The organism is Amycolatopsis kentuckyensis (genome assembly GCF_002155975.1).
Lineage (GTDB): Bacteria > Actinomycetota > Actinomycetes > Mycobacteriales > Pseudonocardiaceae > Amycolatopsis > Amycolatopsis kentuckyensis.
Window position 1 is genome coordinate 1 of record NZ_MUMI01000285.1, and the last position, 17,026, is coordinate 17,026.

Sequence of the window (17,026 nt, forward strand, 5' to 3'; positions counted from 1 at the left end):
GTGCGTCCGCGAGGCCGACCGCCGCCACCTCCGGGTCCGTGAACACCACCTGCGGCACCGCGTGGTGGTCGGCCGTGGCCGTGTAGGGGCTCCACGGCGAAGCCGACACCGGAGTACCCGCCGCCAGCGCCGCCACCGTGTCGCCCGCCGCGCGGGCGCCGTACTTGCCCTGGTGGGTCAGCGGCGCCCGGCCGGTGACGTCGCCCGCCGCGAACAGCCAGCCACCGTCCACTGCGGACACGCGGCCGGTGTCGTCGGTCTCCAGCGGCTGCCCGGGCTCGATGCCGAAGCGCTCGAGCCCGGCCGTCGCCGGACGGCGGCCGGTCGCGACCAGGAACTCGTCGACGACGAGCGTCGAACCGTCCTTCAGCGTCAACGACGTCCCGGAGTCACCCGCGGCGACCGCCGAAACACCCGAGTCCGTGTGCACCTGGACGCCGGCTTCGCGCAAGCCCGCCAGCACCAGGTCGCCCGCGAACGAGGCGTTGCGCGGCAGCGGGCGCGGGCCGCTGATCACCAGGTGGACCTCCGAGCCGAGCGACGCGAACGCCTGCGCCATCTCGACGCCGACCACGCCGCCACCCAGGACACCGAGGCGCCCAGGCACCGACGACGCCGACGTCGCTTCGCGCGAACCCCACGGCCGGATCGTGTCGAGCCCCGGGATCGGCGGCGTGCTGGGCACGCTGCCGGTGCAGACGATCACCGCGTGCCGCGCGGTCAGGACGCGGTCGCCGCCGACGGTCACTTCCCGCTCGCCGGTGATCTCGCCGTGCCCGCGGATCGGCTCGATGCCCGCGCCGCGGGCCCAGTCGACCTGTCCCGAGTCGTCACCCTTGCCGGTGAACCAGTCACGGCGCGCGAACACCGCCGCCGGGTCGATCCGGTCGCCGACCGGCACGCCGGGCACCCGCTTGGCCGCGGCGAGGAGATTTCCCGGCCGCAGCAACGCCTTGCTCGGGATGCAGGCCCAGTAGGAGCACTCGCCGCCGAAGCGTTCGTGCTCGACGAGGGCGACCTTCAGGCCTCCGCGGGCCGCTCGCTCGGCGGCCACCTCCCCCACCGGACCCGCGCCGATCACCACTACGTCAAAAGTCTCTCCAGGCATGGGTTCAGGTCACACCACTACGCGGGATCGCGCAAGCCAGCGGCTATCCTCCGTCGGGAAGCTGCAAGTTTTCGGCGGCACCGGATGCCGTCGGGCCCGGTGCGCGCGAACACACGAGTTCGAGCACGGGAGGTTTGTCGTGGCCAGGAACACGGCTGTGCAGGTGCTGGATGATCTGACCGGTGAGCCCGCGGCGGAGACCGTCGGGTTCGGGCTGGACGGCATCGACTACGACATCGACCTCTCCTTCGCCAACGCCGACGCGTTGCGCGCACTCCTGCAGCGCTACGCCGCCGCCGGACGCCGCACCGGCGGCCGCCGCAACCGCCCGCGGATCGTCCCCGGCGCGAAGAAGACCGAGGCCAAGAGAACCACCCCGAAGGCCGCCCCCGCCAAAACCGCCAAGGCCGCCAAAGCCGCGGAGGCCCCCAAAGCCGCGCCCGCCAGGACGAAGGCCACCGCGGCGAAGGCGAGCGTGCCGGCCGAACCGGCGAAGACCACGCGCACCAGGAAGGCCGCGGAGCCGAAGACCACCACCCGGGCGGCCGCGCGCAAGGTGCCGACCGTCACGTTCTCGGCGGCCGAGTAAGTCCACAGTAGACGGCTCAGGCCGCGCGCTGCGCGCCGTCGGCGTGCCAGGACGGGTAGTGGTAGCGGGTGTGCAGCAACGCCCGCTGCCGCGCCAGCTCGGCCGCCGACGGCGGGCGGGGCACGAACGTCCCGAGCAGCTGCGACGCCGCCGCCCGCACCGCCGCCTCGACCGCCGGGAACCCGGGCCGCAGGCCGTGCTCGGCCAGCGACGCCACCGGGCTGCGGTGCGAGTCGAGCGGCCGCGGGTCCGGCGGCGCGCTGGTCAGGTAGCGGCCGACGAGCCCGGCCGACGTCTCGACCAGCAGCGTCGAGTGGGCCAGCAGGCCGGTCTTGGTGCGGAACACGGCGAACCCGCACAGCTTCGCGTCGCCGACGAACAGCCCGCGGTCGCCGATCCGCGGGACCAGCCCGAGCTGGTCGACGGCGGCGCTCATCACCTGGCCGAGCGCCTCCAGGGGCCGGTCCGCCGGGCCCGGCAGGACCAGCGTCACGTTCAGGTTGCCGGGGTCGTGGAACACCGTGCCGCCGCCGCTGGCCCGCCGCAGCACCGGGACGCCGTCGCGCTCGCACTCCGGAACGCGCACCTCGCGCGCGATCCGCTGCCCGCGCCCCACCACGACGCACACCGGGTTGCGCCAGAGCCACAGCACCGGTGACTCGGGCGCAACCCGGAGGAGCGCTTCGTCGAAAGCGAGATTCTCGGCCGGATCCGTGAACGCCGCACGAACATCCGACCCGGTCGTCATAGCGCCTTGAGTTCCTCCACGATCTCGCCCACCGACGACTTGGCGTCCCCGAAGAGCATGCTGGTCTTCGGATCGTAGAACAGGTCGTTGTCGATCCCGGCGAAGCCCGAGCTCATCCCGCGTTTCAAGACGATCACGGACCGGCTCTCGTTGACCTTGAGGATCGGCATCCCGTAGATCGGCGAGCTCGGGTCGGTCTGCGCGGCCGGGTTCGTGACGTCGTTCGCACCGATCACCAGCGCGACGTCGGTCTGAGCGAACTCGGAGTTGATCTCGTCCATCTCCTTGAGCTGCTCGTACGGCACGTCGGCCTCGGCGAGCAGCACGTTCATGTGGCCGGGCATCCGGCCGGCCACCGGGTGGATCGCGTAGGCGACCGTGATGCCCTTCTTCTCCAGCAGCTTCGCCATCTCGCGGACGGTGTGCTGCGCCTGCGCCACTGCCATGCCGTAGCCGGGCACGACGACGACCTTGCTCGCGTAGGCCATCTGGATCGCGGTGTCCGCCGCGCTGGTCGAACGCACCGGGCGCGCTTCCTTCGCCGCGCCGCCGGCCGCGACCGCCGGGCCGCCGCCGAAGCCGCCCGCGACGATCGCCGGGATGGACCGGTTCATCGCCTTGGCCATCAGGTTGGTCAGGATCGAACCGGACGCGCCGACGATCATGCCGGCCACGATCAGCGCGGTGTTGTCCAGCGCCAGGCCCATCGCCGCGGCCGAGAGGCCGGTGAAGGCGTTGAGCAGCGAGATCACCACCGGCATGTCCGCGCCGCCGATCGGCAGCACGACGGTGAGGCCGAGGATGCCGGAGGCGACGAGCAGCCCGACGATCAGCAGCCAGGAGTCGCCGCCGGCGATGATGAACACCGCGCACCCGACCGCGGCCAGCAGGAGCAGCGCGTTCACCGGCTGCTGCAGCTTGCCGAGGGTGACCGGACGGCCGCTGATCAGCTCCTGGAGCTTGCCGAAGGCCACGTTCGAGCCCCAGAAGGAGATCGAGCCGATGATCGCGGCGAACAGCGAGGCGATCGCGATGTACGCCGGCTCGTGCGCGTAGCCGTCGGTGGAGTTGAACTCGACCCAGGCGATGAGCGCGACCGCGCCGCCACCGACGCCGTTGAACAGCGCCACCATCTGCGGCATCGCGGTCATCTTGACCTTGCGCGCCGACGGCACGCCGACGACGACGCCGATCCCGACGCCGAGCGCGATCAGCACCCAGTTGCCCATCCCGGGCGTAAGCAGGGTGGCGATGACGGCGATGCCCATGCCGACCGCGGCGATCCAGTTGCCGCGGACGGCGGTGCGCGGGCCGGTCAGGCCCATCAGGCCGTAGATGAAGAGAGCGAACGCGATGATGTAGAGGATCGCGATGAAGTCGGTCACTTCTCGTCCTCCTCACCGGCAGCGGGTTTCTTCGCCTTGAACATCGACAGCATCCGGTCGGTGACGAGGAACCCGCCGACGACGTTGATGGTGCCGAAGGCGATCGCGATCACCAGCAGGATCTTGTTGAACACGCCGTCGACGCCGAGACCGAGCACGACCAGGCCGCCCAGCAGCACGATGCCGTGGATGGCGTTGGTGCCGGACATCAGCGGCGTGTGCAGCGTGTTGGGCACCTTCGAGATGACGGCGAAGCCGACGAACCCGGCCAACACCAGCACCGCGAGGTTCTGGACCAATGGGCTCACGAAGTGCTCCCTTCGCGCCCGGCCACGCAGGCACCGGCGACGATCTCGTCTTCGAAGTTCAGCTCCAGCGCGCCTTCCTTCGTCACGAGCAGCTCCAGCAGCTCGACGACGTTGCGCGCGTACAGCTCGCTGGCGTGCGAAGGCATTTCGGCGGGCAGGTTCAGCGGGGACGAAATGGTGACGTCGTGCTCCACCACGTCCTCGCCCGGCTTGGTCAGCTCGCAGTTGCCGCCGGTTTCGCCGGCGAGGTCGACCACGACCGACCCCGCGGGCATGCCCTTGACGGCGTCCGCGGTGACCAGGGTCGGTGCCTTGCGGCCCGGGACGAGCGCGGTGGTGATCACGACGTCGAACTTCGTGATGGCTTCGGTGAGCCGCCGCTGCTGCTCCTCGCGCTCTTCCGGCGTCAGCTCGCGGGCGTACCCGCCTTCGCCGACCGCCTCGATGCCGAGGTCGAGGAACTGCGCGCCGAGCGACTTGACCTGCTCGGCGACCTCCGGGCGGACGTCGTAGCCGGTGGTCTGCGCGCCGAGCCGTTTCGCCGTGGCGAGGGCCTGCAGGCCGGCGACGCCGGCGCCGAGCACGAGCACCTTGGCCGGGGGAACCGTGCCGGCCGCGGTGGTGAGCATCGGGAAGAAGCGCGGGAGCTTCTGCGCGGCGAGCAGCACCGCGCGGTAGCCGCCGATGCTGGCCTGTGAGGACAGCGCGTCCATCGCCTGCGCCCGGGAGATCCGCGGGACCGCCTCCATCGCGAAGGCGCGCAACCCCGCTTCTTCGAGCTTCGCGAGCCCCTCCGGGTTGCCGCGCGGATCGAGGAAACCGACCAGCACGGCACCCCGGCTCAGTTTCGCGACTTCCGCGGCCGACGGCGGGTTGACCTTCACGACGATCGGCGCGCCCCACGCGTCGCCGAGTTCGGCGCCCGCCTGGGTGTACGCGTCGTCACTCAGGTGCGCACCGGATCCGGCACCCGGCTCGACGACGACCCGCAGCCCTCGCTGCGCCAGCCGCCCGACGAGCTTGGGCACCACGGCCACCCGCCGCTCCCCGGGGCGTGATTCGGCCACCACACCCACGGTGAGCTGCTGACTCTGTTCGCTGTCCGTCACACGACCTCCTCATCGGCGAGGCACGATCCGAGGGTTGTACCACGCCGGACCGACAGTCCCCAGTGACCTGGGTCGCAAGTCCCCGGGTTGTGCCGGGAAATACGAGCGTCGTGCGGGAAACGTTCAGGTCGTTTTCCAGTGCGGGACGCCCAGCAGGACCAGGCGCAGCCGTTTCTCCGCCGTTCCGGTGATTTTCGCGTCTTCACCAGGGCGGGCTTCCAGCAGTTCGACAATGGTCGTCAGCATCACGGAAACGATCAAGTCGGCCAGCATGTGCAGGTCTTCGGTGCTCCACGACCGCAGCGGCGCGAACCGCGCGAGGTCGATCGCGAGATCGCCGGAGAACATGCGCAGTTCGACGCCGATCGCCTGGGCGAGCGGGCCGCCGGCGTACCGCTCGCGGGTCAGGAACCGGAAATGGTCCTCGTTCGCCCGGACGAATTGGTGCACGGTGGCCACCGAGGCGCTGATCATCCCCTGGTAGGTGTCCGGATCGGTGCGGGCGGAACGCATCATGCCGCGCAGCGTGCGCGTCGCCTCTTCGACGAGCGCGACGCCGAGGTCCTCCATCGTGGCGAAGTGCCGGTAGAAGGCCGTCGGGACGATGCCGGCGCCCTTCGCGACTTCGCGCAGCGACAGCGTGGCGAACGGGCGGTCGGCCAGCAGCTCCAGAGCGGTGTCCAGCAACGCCTGGCGGGTGCGCAGTTTGCGCTCCTGGCGGCTCACCGGCGTCAGTGGTTCGGACACGGGTTCCAGAGTACGGATGTCCACCGCGTTGCTCACGTCACATCCTTCGGGTCTCGCGTTGACAGGGCGTCCACTCCTGCAGTGCACTGTTGAGTGTACAGTCGTTCACTGTAACCGAGGAGGTTCGGAGATGACGGCGCTCATCCCCCGGCGGGTGCGCGGCCTCGCCTCGCTGGCCGAGGCGCTGCTGACGCCGCACGGGATGGACCGGTACCTGGAGCTCGTCGACCCGATGCTGGTCCGCCGCGAGATCCGCGGGCTGGTCACGGCCGTGCGCAAGCAGACGCCGGACAGCGTCACCCTCACCGTGCGGCCGAGCCGCGCGTGGCCCGGTTTCACCGCCGGCCAGTACGTCCGCGTGCAGGTGGAGATCGACGGCGTCCGGCGCACGCGCTGCTATTCGCCGTGCGGTTCGCAGTACGACGGCGAGCTGGAGTTCACGGTCAAGGAGCAGGGCCTGGTCTCCGGGCACCTCAACCGCGCGATCGGCGTCGGCTCGGTGGTCAACCTGTCCACTCCGGACGGCGGGTTCACGTTGCCCGCCACCCGGCCGGACCGCGTGCTGCTGATCAGCGGCGGCAGCGGCGTCACGCCGGTGCTCGCCATGGCCCGCACCCTGGTCGCGGAGGGCCACCCGGGCGAGATCGTGTTCCTGCACTACTCGAACGGCCCGGCCGACGCGCTGTACCGCACCGAACTGGCCGAGCTCGCCGCCCGGCACCCCGGGCTGCGGGTCGTGCACGCCTACACCCACTCGAAGGGTGGTGACCTGAACGGGTTCTTCGCGCCGGAGCACCTCTCGCGGGTCGCGCCCTGGTTCCGCGACGCGGAGACGTTCGTCTGCGGCCCGAAGCCGCTGATGGACGCCGTGCGCGCCGAGCTCGGTGAACGCGTGCACACCGAAGAGTTCACGCCGCCGGCGCTGACCTTCGACACTTCCGCGGCGGAAGGCCGGGTGCGGTTCCGCCGGAGCGGCCGCGAATGCGCCAACTCGGGGAAGCCGTTGCTGGAGCAGGCCGAGGAAGCCGGGCTGTCACCGGAGCACGGCTGCCGGATGGGCATCTGCTTCTCCTGCACCCAGCTGAAGACCGCCGGGCGCGTCCGCAACGCGCGCACCGGTGAGGTTTCCGGCGACGAGGACGAAGAAATCCAGCTCTGCATCTCCGTCCCGGTCGGGGACGTCGAGATCGACGCTTAGAGGAGATTGCCATGACCGGTCTGCAGGACCGCCTGACCCCGCAACAGGTCGAGGAGTTCGGCCGCGAGCTCGACGCGCTGCGGCAGCGCATCGTCGACGACCTGGGCCAGGAGGACGTCGACTACATCCACAACGTCATCAAGACCCAGCGCGGCCTGGAGGTCGCCGGGCGGGCGCTGCTGTTCGCCGGGTTCTTCCCGCCGGCGTGGCTGGCCGGCGTCGGCGCGCTGTCGCTGGCCAAGATCCTGGACAACATGGAGATCGGCCACAACGTCATGCACGGCCAGTACGACTGGACGCGCGACCCGGCGCTGAGCTCGCAGCGGTTCGAGTGGGACACGGTGGCGCCGGCCGAGAACTGGCGGCACTCGCACAACTACATCCACCACACGTACACGAACATCGTCGACAAGGACCGCGACGTCGGCTACGGGATCCTGCGGATGGACACCGCCCAGAAGTGGCACCCGTACTACCTGGGCAACCCGGTGTACGCGACGCTGCTGGCGATCTTCTTCCAGTGGGGCGTGATGCTGCACGACCTCGAGATCGAGAACGTCGTCAAGGGTTCGCGGAGCTGGACCGACAACGTGCCGGTGCTGCGGAAGATCGTGCGGAAGGCGTCCCGGCAGGTGGGCAAGGACTACGTCCTGTTCCCGCTGCTGACCGGCCCGCTGGCGCCGCTGACGTTCCTCGGCAACGCGACGGCGAACCTGACCCGCAACCTGTGGGCGTTCGCGATCATCTTCTGCGGCCACTTCCCGGCCGACGTCGAGAGCTTCACCGAGGAGGAGACGGCTTCGGAGTCCCGTGGGCAGTGGTACCTGCGCCAGATCCTGGGCTCGGCGAACATCACGGGCGGCCCCCTGTTCCACATCCTGAGCGGCAACCTGTCCCACCAGATCGAGCACCACCTGTTCCCGGACATCCCGGCGCGCCGGTACCCGCAGATCGCCGGCGAGGTGCGCGAGATCTGTGAGAAGTACGGGCTGCCGTACCACACGGGCCCGCTGCGCAGGCAGCTCTGGTCGGTGGCGAAGAAGATCGTGAAGCTGGCCCTCCCTTCCTCGCCGTCGCCGGTTACCGTGGAACCCGACCGGCAGCTCCGAGCAGCGTGAGGGTGACATGGTGGGCCAGTTCGAACGAGAGAAGGACACCCTGCAGGTGATCACCGAATCAGCGGCGACGCACGTCGGCAACATAGCGTCGATCATCACGGGCGCGATCCGCGACATCGCCCGGGAGACGGGCGACTGGCTCACGGACGTGATCGAGATGCGCGAAGCCGCGCAGCGGGCTCGGGAGGACGACCCGGACGCACCCTGACGTCGGTTTCGTGAAGGCCTCCTCGGAGTCTGCCGAGGAGGCCTTCACGAACGGCGTCCAGCCGTCTCACGCAGCCCCGCCCACTCGCGATCTCCTTGCGGGGCGGTCCGCACCTTCTCGGAACTCCCCTGTCTGCCGCATCCAGAACCAGGCGAACTCGGCGATCAGCGCCGCTTCGACGATCAGCGTCAGGTGGGGGAAGTCGAAGAACACCAGGACGATCAGCCAGAGGACCAGGGTCCCCATCATGCCCCAGAAGACCACGCCGTAGCGCTTGCGCCGGGTGTCGCGGTAGTTCCACCCCACCACCAGGACCATCCCGGCGAACATCAGCACAGCAGCGGTCAGGTGTCCGTGTGCCCCGAAACTTTGAGGGGACACCAACGCCCAAAGGGACATGACGGCCACTACGGCCAGTGTCGCGCGCCGCACCCACTTGGCCCATCCGTCCGCCTCGCCCCGCCGCCNNGCGGCGGCGAGCACGGGCGGCAAGGTGGTCGACACTTCGGCGGTGGTTTCGATTCCCACGATGTCGCCGACCTTGCAGGTGTTGTCGACCTCGGCGGGAACGAACGCGACGACGAAGGCCATGAAGCCGGAGAAGTCGAGAAGGGCGTTCTCGACGTCGGTTCCCTGGTAGATGATGAGACACGCGCCGAGCGCGCACAGCATGCCGACGAACATCGCTTGCGAAGACGTGTAGTAGTACCCGCTGATCGAGTCCTGCAGGCACCCGCCATGCGCGGCCAGGTGGAGGCCGATCGAAGCGGCGAGCAGCAACACCAGAACGATCAGCATGGCACGAAGGGTGAAGTAGGTTCCCCTGGCGTAGTCGTTTTCAGGCATGGAAATACCTCCTGATCAACACGAATCCCACACCGGCCACGACCGCGATCAGCGATGTCCAGAAGCAGATGTGTTTCACAACACCGGCCGCACCGGCGACCATCAAGGCAGGCCGCGCAGGCGCCGGAAACTTGTGCAGTGCCAAGAGAATCCCGGAGTCCTCGACGAGGTCGGCCACCGCCCCGAGCACCGGGACCATCGCCACGATCGCGCTGCCGGACAACGCGAAGAGGCCTCCTGGAAGAACCACCACGTAAACCAGGACGAACCCGATATCGGCGATCTGGAAGTACGCGTGGTGCCGACGGCCCACCTCACCGAGCGCCTTCAACGCCGCGGCGCCCTGGTCGGCACGGAAGGCGAACCTCGTATCCAAAACCGGCAAACCTGAAATATGCTTCACATAAGCCGCACTGAACGGAATCCGGCGAGCGAACACCAGCAAGGACATCAGGATGACGAAAAGAAACCAGCCGGCCACCTGAACCCAGGTCGCCGAGGCCCAGCCGAAGAATGAGATCATCGCGGCCGCCTCCGAACTCTTTTCGACAGCGCGTACAACGGGGTCGCGCAAACTGCCCGGTCCGTTAACCAAGTGATGAAATCGTTGCCGGGGACGACACTCCCGGGGTCTTCCGGAACCGAACCCGGGGGAAAACCCCATGGGCAACCCGGCCGCCCCGGGGCAACACTGAACCCGTGACCACCACCCTCGACCCACCCCACCCGCTGCGCCGCGTCTTCGGCCCCCTGGCCTCGCGGGACTTCCGGGCCGAGTACCTCTGGCTCTGGCTCGCCGCCCCGCTCACCGCCTTCTCCCTGCTCAGCTTCCTCGTCGTGCTCGCGCTCGGCCTGTGGCTGACGCCCGTCCTGCTCGGGTTCCTCGTCCTCGCCGGGGCCGTCTTCTACGCCCGGGGCCTCGGCGCCGCCCATCGCGGGCTGGCCAAACGCCTTCTCGGCGTCAGCGTGCCCGCCCCGCGCCGTCCCGAACTCAAGCCTGGCCTGTGGAGCTGGGTGAAAGCTCGCGTCGGCGATCCCGCGGGCTGGCGGGCCGTCGGCTACCTGCTCCTGCGCCTGCCGCTGACCCTCATCGGGCTCTTCACCGTCTTCGCCGCGACCCTCTACAGCTTCGCCGCCACCACCTACTCCTTCTTCTGGTTCCCGCTCGGCGAACGGCAGCTGCCCGTCTTCGAAATCCGCGCCGACAACTGGGCCGGTGCGCTGGCCTGGTCGGCGTCCGGGCTGCTCGTGCTGATCGCGCTGCCCCGGGTGACGCACGCCTTCGTCGCGCTCGACCGGCTGCTGGTCGTCGGGCTGCTCGGTGAGCGCGAGCTGTCCGAACGCGTCCGCGACCTCGAAGCGAGCCGCGCGACCGCGGTCGAGGACGCCGCCCTGCGGCTGCGGCGCATCGAACGTGACCTGCACGACGGCGCACAGGCGCAGCTCGTCGCGCTGGCCATGAAGCTGGGCCTGGCCAAGGACGAGCTGGCCGGCGTCGACCTCCCCGAGGTCAAGGAGCTGGTCACCGCCGCGCACGCCAACGCCAAGCAGGCCCTCACCGAGCTGCGCGACCTCGCCCGCGGCATCCACCCGGCCGCTCTCGACGCGGGCCTCGACGTCGCCCTCGCCACCCTCGTCGCCACCTCCGGGATCGACGCGCAGGTCGCGGTCGACCTGCCACGTCGGCCGCCGCCGTCCCTGGAGACGATCGTCTACTTCAGCGCCGCCGAGCTGCTCACGAACGCCGCGAAACACGGCGGGACGACGCTGGTCGAAGTCACCGAAACCCAGGACGTCCTGCGGCTGCGGGTGCGCGACAGCGGCCCCGGCGGCGCCCGGATCGTGCCGGGCGGCGGGCTGGCCGGCGTCGCCGAACGGCTGCGGACGGTCGACGGCGAGCTGACCGTCACCAGCCCGGCGGGCGGTCCGACCGAAGTGTCCGCGCGGGTGCCGCTGCCCCGCTAGGGTCGCGGCATGCGGATCGTCATCGCCGAGGACTCCACCATCCTGCGCCAGGGTCTCGTGGAGCTGCTGACCTTCCGCGGCCACGAGGTCGTCGCCGCGGTGAAGGACGCCGACGCCCTCCGCGAAGCGGTCAGCGACCACACCCCTGACGTGTCCATTGTGGACATCCGGATGCCGCCGACGCACACCGACGAGGGCCTCCGGGCGGCGATCACGCTGCGCCGCGAGCTCCCGGGCTGCGCGATCCTGCTGTTCTCCCAGTACGTCGAGACGAAGTACGCGGCCCAGCTGCTGGCCGACCGCGCGGGCGGCGTCGGCTACCTGCTCAAGGACCGCGTCGCCGAGGTTTCGGACTTCCTCGACGCGCTGCGCCGGGTCGCGGACGGCGAAACGGTCCTCGACCCCGAAGTCGTCAGCCAGCTGTTCTCGGCGACGCGCCGGACCGACGCGCTCGGCGGGCTCACCCCGCGGGAACGCGAGGTGCTGGGCCTGATGGCGGAAGGCCGGTCGAACTCCGCGATCGCGACGGAGCTGTTCCTCTCCCCCGGCTCGGTGGAGAAGTACGTGACGTCGATCTTCGGCAAGCTCGGCCTGCCACCGTCCGAAGGGGACAACCGCCGCGTGCTCGCGGTGTTGCGCTACTTGGAGTCCTGAGCGAGCAGCCCGTCGACGACCTGATGACCGGCCAGCAACCCCAAGGCCTCTCCTGCCGCCGCTGGCCCGCGAGTTCGGGTTCAGCGAGTTCGCGCTCGGCTCGGTGTGGGCCGCCGGCGGCGCCGGACCGCACACTGGGGACACCGGCCGGTCCTGCTCGGCGCCACGGCGAGCCTGCTCGGCCTTGACCGCGTTCGCGTTCACCCTCACCGGCCACCCCGCGAAGGAGCCCGTGGCTCCCTAGGCTGGGCCGCATGTACTCCACCGAGATCGAGGTCCGCACCGGCTCCGAAGCCGTCGTCCACGACCTCACCCACGAAGCCGAGGCCTTCCTGCGCGACGCCGACGCGACCGACGGGCTGCTGCACGTCTGGGTCCCGCACGCCACCGCCGGGCTGGCGATCCTGGAAACCGGCGCCGGCAGCGACGAGGACCTGCTGACCGCGCTCGACGAGCTGCTCCCCCGCGACGGCCGCTGGCGGCACCGGCACGGGAGCCCGGGTCACGGCCGTGACCACGTGCTCCCGGCGCTGGTGCCGCCCTACGCGACGGTCCCGGTGCTCGGCGGCGTCCTGGCGCTGGGCACCTGGCAGTCGATCTGCCTAGTGGACACCAACCTCGACAACCCCGTCCGCAAGGTGCGGTTCAGCCTCCTTGCAGGCTGACCGGGCCGGCCACAGCGTCACCAGCAGGCCGACGGCCAGCAGGGCACCGAGCACCCACAGCGCGGTCGTCACGTCGGGTGCGCCCGGAACGCCCTGCAGCAGGCTGCGCAGGCCTTCGGTGGTGAACCGGAACGGCGTCCACGACCACAGCAGCGCGCGGTAGGCCGGGTTCAGCAGCTCCGGCACCTGCCCGGCCACCGCGGGCGCGATCAGGTACAGCGGCGCGAGGACGGCCATCGCGCGCAGGCCCAGCAGCCGCAGCAACCCCGCCTGCAGCGCCGCGAACGCCGTCGCGGCCAGGAAGACGAAGCCGAGGACGTCCGCGGTCAGCGGCAGCGTCGCGTCCCACAGCGCGAAGAACCCGGCCACGACCGCCGTGAGCAGCACGCCGGCGCCGGTGACCTGCAGGAACCGCGCGCCGGCCCCGATCGTCCGGCCGGTCCGCTTCGCGAGCTGCGTCAGCGCGAGGCCCGCGAGGAGCGCGCCGATCCACGCCAGCGCACTCGCGGCCAGCGGCGCGACCCGGCCCGCGACCCCCGCCGGGTGCACGACCTCCTGCTTCGGCGCGCCGGCCAGCGCGGTCGCCGCGCCGGTCAGCGCCTGCTGCGCGACCTGGGTACCGGCCGGGTTGACCGCCCCCGAAGTCACGACCGTCGCGGCCGGTCCCGGCGCGAGCTCGAGCACGCCGTAGACCTTCTTGTCCTCCAGCAGCTGCCGCGCTTCGGCCGGGGTCGCGACGGTCCAGGCGAGCTGGCCGCCGCCGTGCGCGGCGATGCGCTGGGCGATCTCCGGCGGTGCGGCGACGGCGACCGGGACGCCGTCGGGCGCGACGGTGGCCTGCGCGCCGAAGGTGAGGAATCCGAGCACCACCGCCACCAGCGCGCCGGCCAGGGCGGCGACCAGGGCGAGCGCCCCTGCGGGACGGGTCATCACTGCCTCCATTTATTCGTCACTTGTTGAATTACGCCTCAAGGTACGACCCGGCCGCCCAGAAGTCAACGCGCGTTGAATAAAGTCCCCGGTAGCCTCGGACACGTGACGAAGAAGCGGCTGGTGCTCTGGGACATCGACCACACGCTCGTGGACTTCTCCGAGCTGGGCGCGGCCTGGTACGGGACAGCGTTCACCGCCGCGACCGGGGCGACCCTGCGCGTGCACCCGGTGTTCGGCGGCCGCACCGAACGGGCGACGACGACCGACCTGCTCACCGCGAACGGCTTCGAGGCCGCGGAGGAGACCATCCAGGCGCTGTTCAAGGCCCTGGTGGCGGAGTCGGAACGCCACCGGCACACCTTCGCGGAGACGGCTCGCGCGCTGCCGGGCGCGGCCGAGGCGCTGACCGCGTTCGCCGCCGGCGGCGACGTCGTGCAGACGCTCGTCACCGGCAACCTGCCGGAGATCTCGCGGCACAAGCTCGCCCCGTTCGGCCCGGACGAGCACCTCGACCTGGAGATCGGCGGCTACGGCACGCTCTCGGTGCACCGCCCGGACCTGGTCCCGCACGCGATGGCGCTGGCGGCGGCCAAGCACGGCACCGAGTTCGGCGCCGACACCGTGGTCGTCATCGGCGACACGCCGAACGACGTCCGGGCTGCCGTGGCCAACGGCGCGGTCTCCGTCGCCGTGGCCACCGGGCACTACTCCGCCGAGGAGCTGCTGGCCGAGGGCGCGCACACGGTGCTGCCCGACCTGACCGACACCGACGCGGTCCGGCGGGCGGTCCTCGGCTGACATCCTCCTGCGGAGGGGGACATCCCTCAGCCGAAAGGACGACACCCCTAGGGGAAATCTCGTTCCCTTGCCCGATGTCCGTCGTGGCGGGAACTCGACAGACTCTTCCCCATGACTCAAGCAGAGGCGGCGGCCAAGCCCGCCGGAGGGGGACGCATCCGGAGCACGGTTGCGGTGCTCAGACAGCGGCTGCCGTTCACCAGCGGCGTCACGCTCGCCATGCTCGTGCTGGCCGTCGCGACCGGGGCGCTGTGGAACGCCGCCGAAGACCGCGCGGTCTACCCGTTCGTCGCCTACGGGCTGCCCTCACTGGAGGCGGGCCGGTGGTGGACCATGCTCACCGGGCCGTTCTTCGCCGTCATCCCTTGGTACTACCTCCCGATGGTCGGCAGCTTCGCGCTCTTCGCCGGCTTCGCCGAGTGGAAACTGGGGACGCGGCGCGCGATGGCCGTGACGATCGGCGGCCAGTTCGTCGCGGTGCTCGTCGCGACCCAGTTCCTCGCGCTGTCCCGCAACTCCGGCTGGCTGTGGGCCGAGCGGGTCGCGGGCAGCCTCGACGTCGGGTTCTCCGGTGGCGCGCTGGCCGCGGTGGCGATCGCCAGCGCGACCCTGCGGCCGCCGTGGGCCCTGCGGCTGCGGGCCGGGCTGTGCGTGTACGCCGGGGTCGCGATCGTCTACGTCGGCACGCTGGCCGACCTGGTGCACTTCTTCGCGCTGCTGCTGGCCCTTCCGCTCGGCAAGCGCCTGGTCGGGGCGCGGCGGGTCGGCGCGCAGGCGGCCCCGAACCTGCGGGAGTGGCGGGTGCTGGCCGTGGCCGGACTGCTGCTGCTCACCATCGCCGAGATCGTGATGTTCCTGGTGCCCGGCGACGGCCCGTTCGGTTCCGACGACGGCGTCTCGCTGTCCGCGCCGGAGCTCGGCATCCTGGTCCTGCTGGTGGTGCCGATGCTCAACGGGCTGCGCAAGGGCAGCCGCGTCGCGTGGCGCTGGGCGATCGGGCTGTCGGCGTTCGTGACCGTGCAGGGGCTCGCCGTCGCGACGCTCCTCGGGGTGGCCGACATCTTCGGCGGCGACTACGACACCGCGGGCCTGCCGCTGTTCTTCGTGGACAATCTCCTGTGGACGGTCGAGCTGGCCGTCCTGATCGCCGCGCGGCACGCCTTCCGCGTTCCTTCCCGCCGCCGGCTGCGGCGCCACGCCCAGGGCCCGGGGCCCGCGCTGGCCCGCAGCCTCCTGGGGCACCACGGCGGCAGCACGCTGTCGTGGATGACGACCTGGCCGCGCAACACCTACTTCGTCCGCGAGGACGGCCGGTCCTACCTCGCCTACCGCCGCCACGCGGGGGTCGCGGTCGCGCTCGGCGATCCGATCGCGCCGGACGGCACGGCGGCCGCCACGGTCACCGAATTCGCCCTGATGTGCGAGAACTCCGGGCTGGTGCCGTGCGTGTTCTCGGCGACGGAAGCCACCGTCGCGGCGACGCGCGAGCTGGGCTGGCAGCACGTCCAGGTGGCCGAGGACAACGTGCTCGACCTCGACGGCCTCGAGTTCCGCGGCAAGGCGTGGCAGGACGTCCGCTCGGCGCTGAACAAGGCGGCCAAGCAGGACATCGAGTTCCGGCTGGTCCGCCTGGCCGACCAGCCCGAGCCGATCCTGGCGCAGGTCCGGGCGCTGTCGGAGGAGTGGATGTCCGGCAAGGCCATGCCGGAGATGGGCTTCACCCTCGGCGGCCTCGACGAGGCGATGGACCCGGCGACCCGGGTCGGCCTGGCGGTCGACGCGGAAGGCACCGTCCACGGCGTGACGTCGTGGCTGCCGGTCCACACCGGCGCGGGCAAGATCGGCGGCTGGACGCTGGACGTCATGCGCCGCAGCGCCCACGGCTTCCGGCCGGTGATGGAATTCCTGATCGCGTCGGCGTGCCTGGCCTTCCGCGAAGAAGGGGCGCGGTTCGTCTCGCTGTCGGGCGCTCCCCTGGCCCGCAGCGGCGACGGGTTCCCGGCGCGCCCGGTGGACCGGGCACTGGAGTCGCTGGGCCGCGTGATGGAGCCGTACTACGGATTCCGTTCCCTGCACGCGTTCAAGGCGAAGTTCCAGCCGCGGCACGTCCCGCTGTACCTGGCTTTCCGCGACGAGGCCGATCTTCCGCGCATCGGGCTGGCGCTGAGCCGGGCCTACCTGCCGGACGTCCGGCTGCGGCAGCTGGCGAAGCTGGTCAGTAGCTCTCGGGCACGCTGATCCGCTGCGGGAAGCGGATCTTCCGCCGGGTGACGACGTTGTGGTCCTTCGGGATCAGCCGTCCGTCGGTCAGGCGGAGCCAGTGGCCGTTCCGCGAGTCGGTGAAGGCGAGCATCACCCCGGGTGTCATGTCCGGGCGCTGCCACTCCTCGCGGATCGGCATCCGCCACTTCCCGGGCGGCAGGATGGCGTAGAGGTATTCGTCGTCCTCGATGTTCGGCCCGCGGTGCAGCGTGGACCCGGTCATCGGCAGGTTGTGCACGAGGTCGAACGAGACGACGACGTGGTTGACCGCCTCGGCGTTCGCGTTGGAGACGACCATGTAGCCCTGACCGCCGGCGTACTCGATCCACGCGGTGACCTTCGCGGCCTGTTCCTGCCGTTCGCGCAGGTCCCGTTCCCGGCGGTC

General features: G+C 70.8%; 17 protein-coding genes and 1 pseudogene. 9 read left to right on the forward strand and 9 right to left on the reverse strand.

All coding sequences use genetic code 11. From position 1 onward, the window contains the following. A partial coding sequence (locus tag CCN39_RS26805) for a dihydrolipoyl dehydrogenase family protein (protein ID WP_208630389.1) occupies positions 1–1,108 on the reverse strand: 1,108 nt, incomplete at its 3' end. Positions 1,109–1,247: 139 nt separating this feature from the next. On the opposite strand from CCN39_RS26805, the gene CCN39_RS26810 reads away from it, so the two are divergent. Beyond that, a complete protein-coding gene (locus CCN39_RS26810; protein WP_244211024.1) occupies positions 1,248–1,697 on the forward strand; it encodes an Lsr2 dimerization domain-containing protein in 450 nt (149 codons plus the stop codon). A 16-nt stretch (positions 1,698–1,713) separates the two neighbouring features. On the opposite strand, the gene CCN39_RS26815 is transcribed toward CCN39_RS26810, so the two are convergent. The 5 genes from CCN39_RS26815 to CCN39_RS26835 all read right to left on the reverse strand — a co-directional run bounded on the left by CCN39_RS26815 (position 1,714) and on the right by CCN39_RS26835 (position 6,030). After that, on the reverse strand, positions 1,714–2,445 hold the full coding sequence (locus CCN39_RS26815) for a lipoate--protein ligase family protein (RefSeq protein WP_086846512.1): 732 nt from the start codon (positions 2,443–2,445) through the stop codon (positions 1,714–1,716). Continuing rightward, positions 2,442–3,830, reverse strand: coding sequence for an NAD(P)(+) transhydrogenase (Re/Si-specific) subunit beta (locus tag CCN39_RS26820; RefSeq protein ID WP_086846513.1), 1,389 nt, complete (start codon positions 3,828–3,830; stop codon positions 2,442–2,444). The genes CCN39_RS26815 and CCN39_RS26820 overlap by 4 nt, the downstream gene beginning before the upstream one ends. Then, complete coding sequence (locus CCN39_RS26825; protein ID WP_013223978.1) at positions 3,827–4,129, reverse strand: NAD(P) transhydrogenase subunit alpha part 2; 303 nt, start codon at positions 4,127–4,129, stop codon at positions 3,827–3,829. Before CCN39_RS26825 ends, CCN39_RS26820 begins: the two co-directional genes overlap by 4 nt. Positions 4,130–4,134: 5 nt before the next feature. Continuing rightward, a complete protein-coding gene (locus CCN39_RS26830; RefSeq protein ID WP_086846515.1) occupies positions 4,135–5,247 on the reverse strand; it encodes a Re/Si-specific NAD(P)(+) transhydrogenase subunit alpha in 1,113 nt (370 codons plus the stop codon). A 123-nt stretch (positions 5,248–5,370) separates the two neighbouring features. Further along, a complete protein-coding gene (locus CCN39_RS26835; RefSeq protein WP_086846517.1) occupies positions 5,371–6,030 on the reverse strand; it encodes a TetR family transcriptional regulator in 660 nt (219 codons plus the stop codon). 94 nt (positions 6,031–6,124) lie between these two features. Here CCN39_RS26835 and CCN39_RS26840 point away from each other — a divergent pair, with 94 nt between their 5' ends. Genes CCN39_RS26840 through CCN39_RS26850 form a run of 3 tightly spaced genes read left to right on the forward strand, consistent with a single transcriptional unit; the run spans position 6,125 to position 8,518 of the window. Further along, positions 6,125–7,192: a ferredoxin reductase gene (locus CCN39_RS26840; RefSeq protein ID WP_086846519.1), complete on the forward strand. Its 1,068-nt coding sequence runs from the start codon at positions 6,125–6,127 to the stop codon at positions 7,190–7,192. A gap of 11 nt (positions 7,193–7,203) precedes the next feature. Next, entirely contained in the window at positions 7,204–8,310 is a 1,107-nt protein-coding gene (locus tag CCN39_RS26845) for a fatty acid desaturase family protein (RefSeq protein WP_086846521.1), read from the forward strand. Positions 8,311–8,317: 7 nt separating this feature from the next. Further along, entirely contained in the window at positions 8,318–8,518 is a 201-nt protein-coding gene (locus CCN39_RS26850; protein WP_086846523.1) for a hypothetical protein, read from the forward strand. Positions 8,519–9,356: 838 nt separating this feature from the next. Here CCN39_RS26850 and CCN39_RS26860 read toward each other — a convergent pair. Next, positions 9,357–9,887, reverse strand: a complete 531-nt coding sequence (locus tag CCN39_RS26860; protein ID WP_086846526.1) for a hypothetical protein — start codon at positions 9,885–9,887, stop codon at positions 9,357–9,359. A gap of 176 nt (positions 9,888–10,063) precedes the next feature. On the opposite strand from CCN39_RS26860, the gene CCN39_RS26865 reads away from it, so the two are divergent. From CCN39_RS26865 to CCN39_RS26875, 3 genes are all read left to right on the forward strand, one after another. Next, the gene (locus CCN39_RS26865; protein WP_244211025.1) at positions 10,064–11,329 is read left to right on the forward strand and encodes a sensor histidine kinase; all 1,266 of its coding nucleotides are present in this window, start codon (positions 10,064–10,066) and stop codon (positions 11,327–11,329) included. A 9-nt stretch (positions 11,330–11,338) separates the two neighbouring features. After that, positions 11,339–11,983 carry a response regulator transcription factor gene (locus CCN39_RS26870; protein ID WP_086846528.1) on the forward strand — a complete coding sequence of 215 codons (645 nt, stop codon included), beginning with the start codon at positions 11,339–11,341 and terminating at the stop codon, positions 11,981–11,983. A gap of 254 nt (positions 11,984–12,237) precedes the next feature. Then, entirely contained in the window at positions 12,238–12,648 is a 411-nt protein-coding gene (locus tag CCN39_RS26875) for a secondary thiamine-phosphate synthase enzyme YjbQ (RefSeq protein WP_014466759.1), read from the forward strand. On the opposite strand, the gene CCN39_RS26880 is transcribed toward CCN39_RS26875, so the two are convergent. Next, entirely contained in the window at positions 12,586–13,578 is a 993-nt protein-coding gene (locus tag CCN39_RS26880; RefSeq protein ID WP_208630391.1) for a YhgE/Pip domain-containing protein, read from the reverse strand. The genes CCN39_RS26875 and CCN39_RS26880 overlap by 63 nt on opposite strands. 105 nt (positions 13,579–13,683) lie before the next feature. On the opposite strand from CCN39_RS26880, the gene CCN39_RS26885 reads away from it, so the two are divergent. After that, positions 13,684–14,379, forward strand: a complete 696-nt coding sequence (locus CCN39_RS26885; protein WP_086846532.1) for an HAD family hydrolase — start codon at positions 13,684–13,686, stop codon at positions 14,377–14,379. 111 nt (positions 14,380–14,490) lie between these two features. Beyond that, positions 14,491–16,617 (forward strand): bifunctional lysylphosphatidylglycerol flippase/synthetase MprF, encoded by a 2,127-nt coding sequence (locus CCN39_RS26890; protein WP_244211026.1) that lies wholly within the window; start codon positions 14,491–14,493, stop codon positions 16,615–16,617. On the opposite strand, the pseudogene CCN39_RS26895 reads toward CCN39_RS26890, so the two are convergent. Continuing rightward, positions 16,595–17,026 (reverse strand): annotated as a pseudogene (locus CCN39_RS26895) (hypothetical protein); the annotation flags it as partial. The gene CCN39_RS26890 and the pseudogene CCN39_RS26895 sit on opposite strands and share 23 nt — an antisense overlap.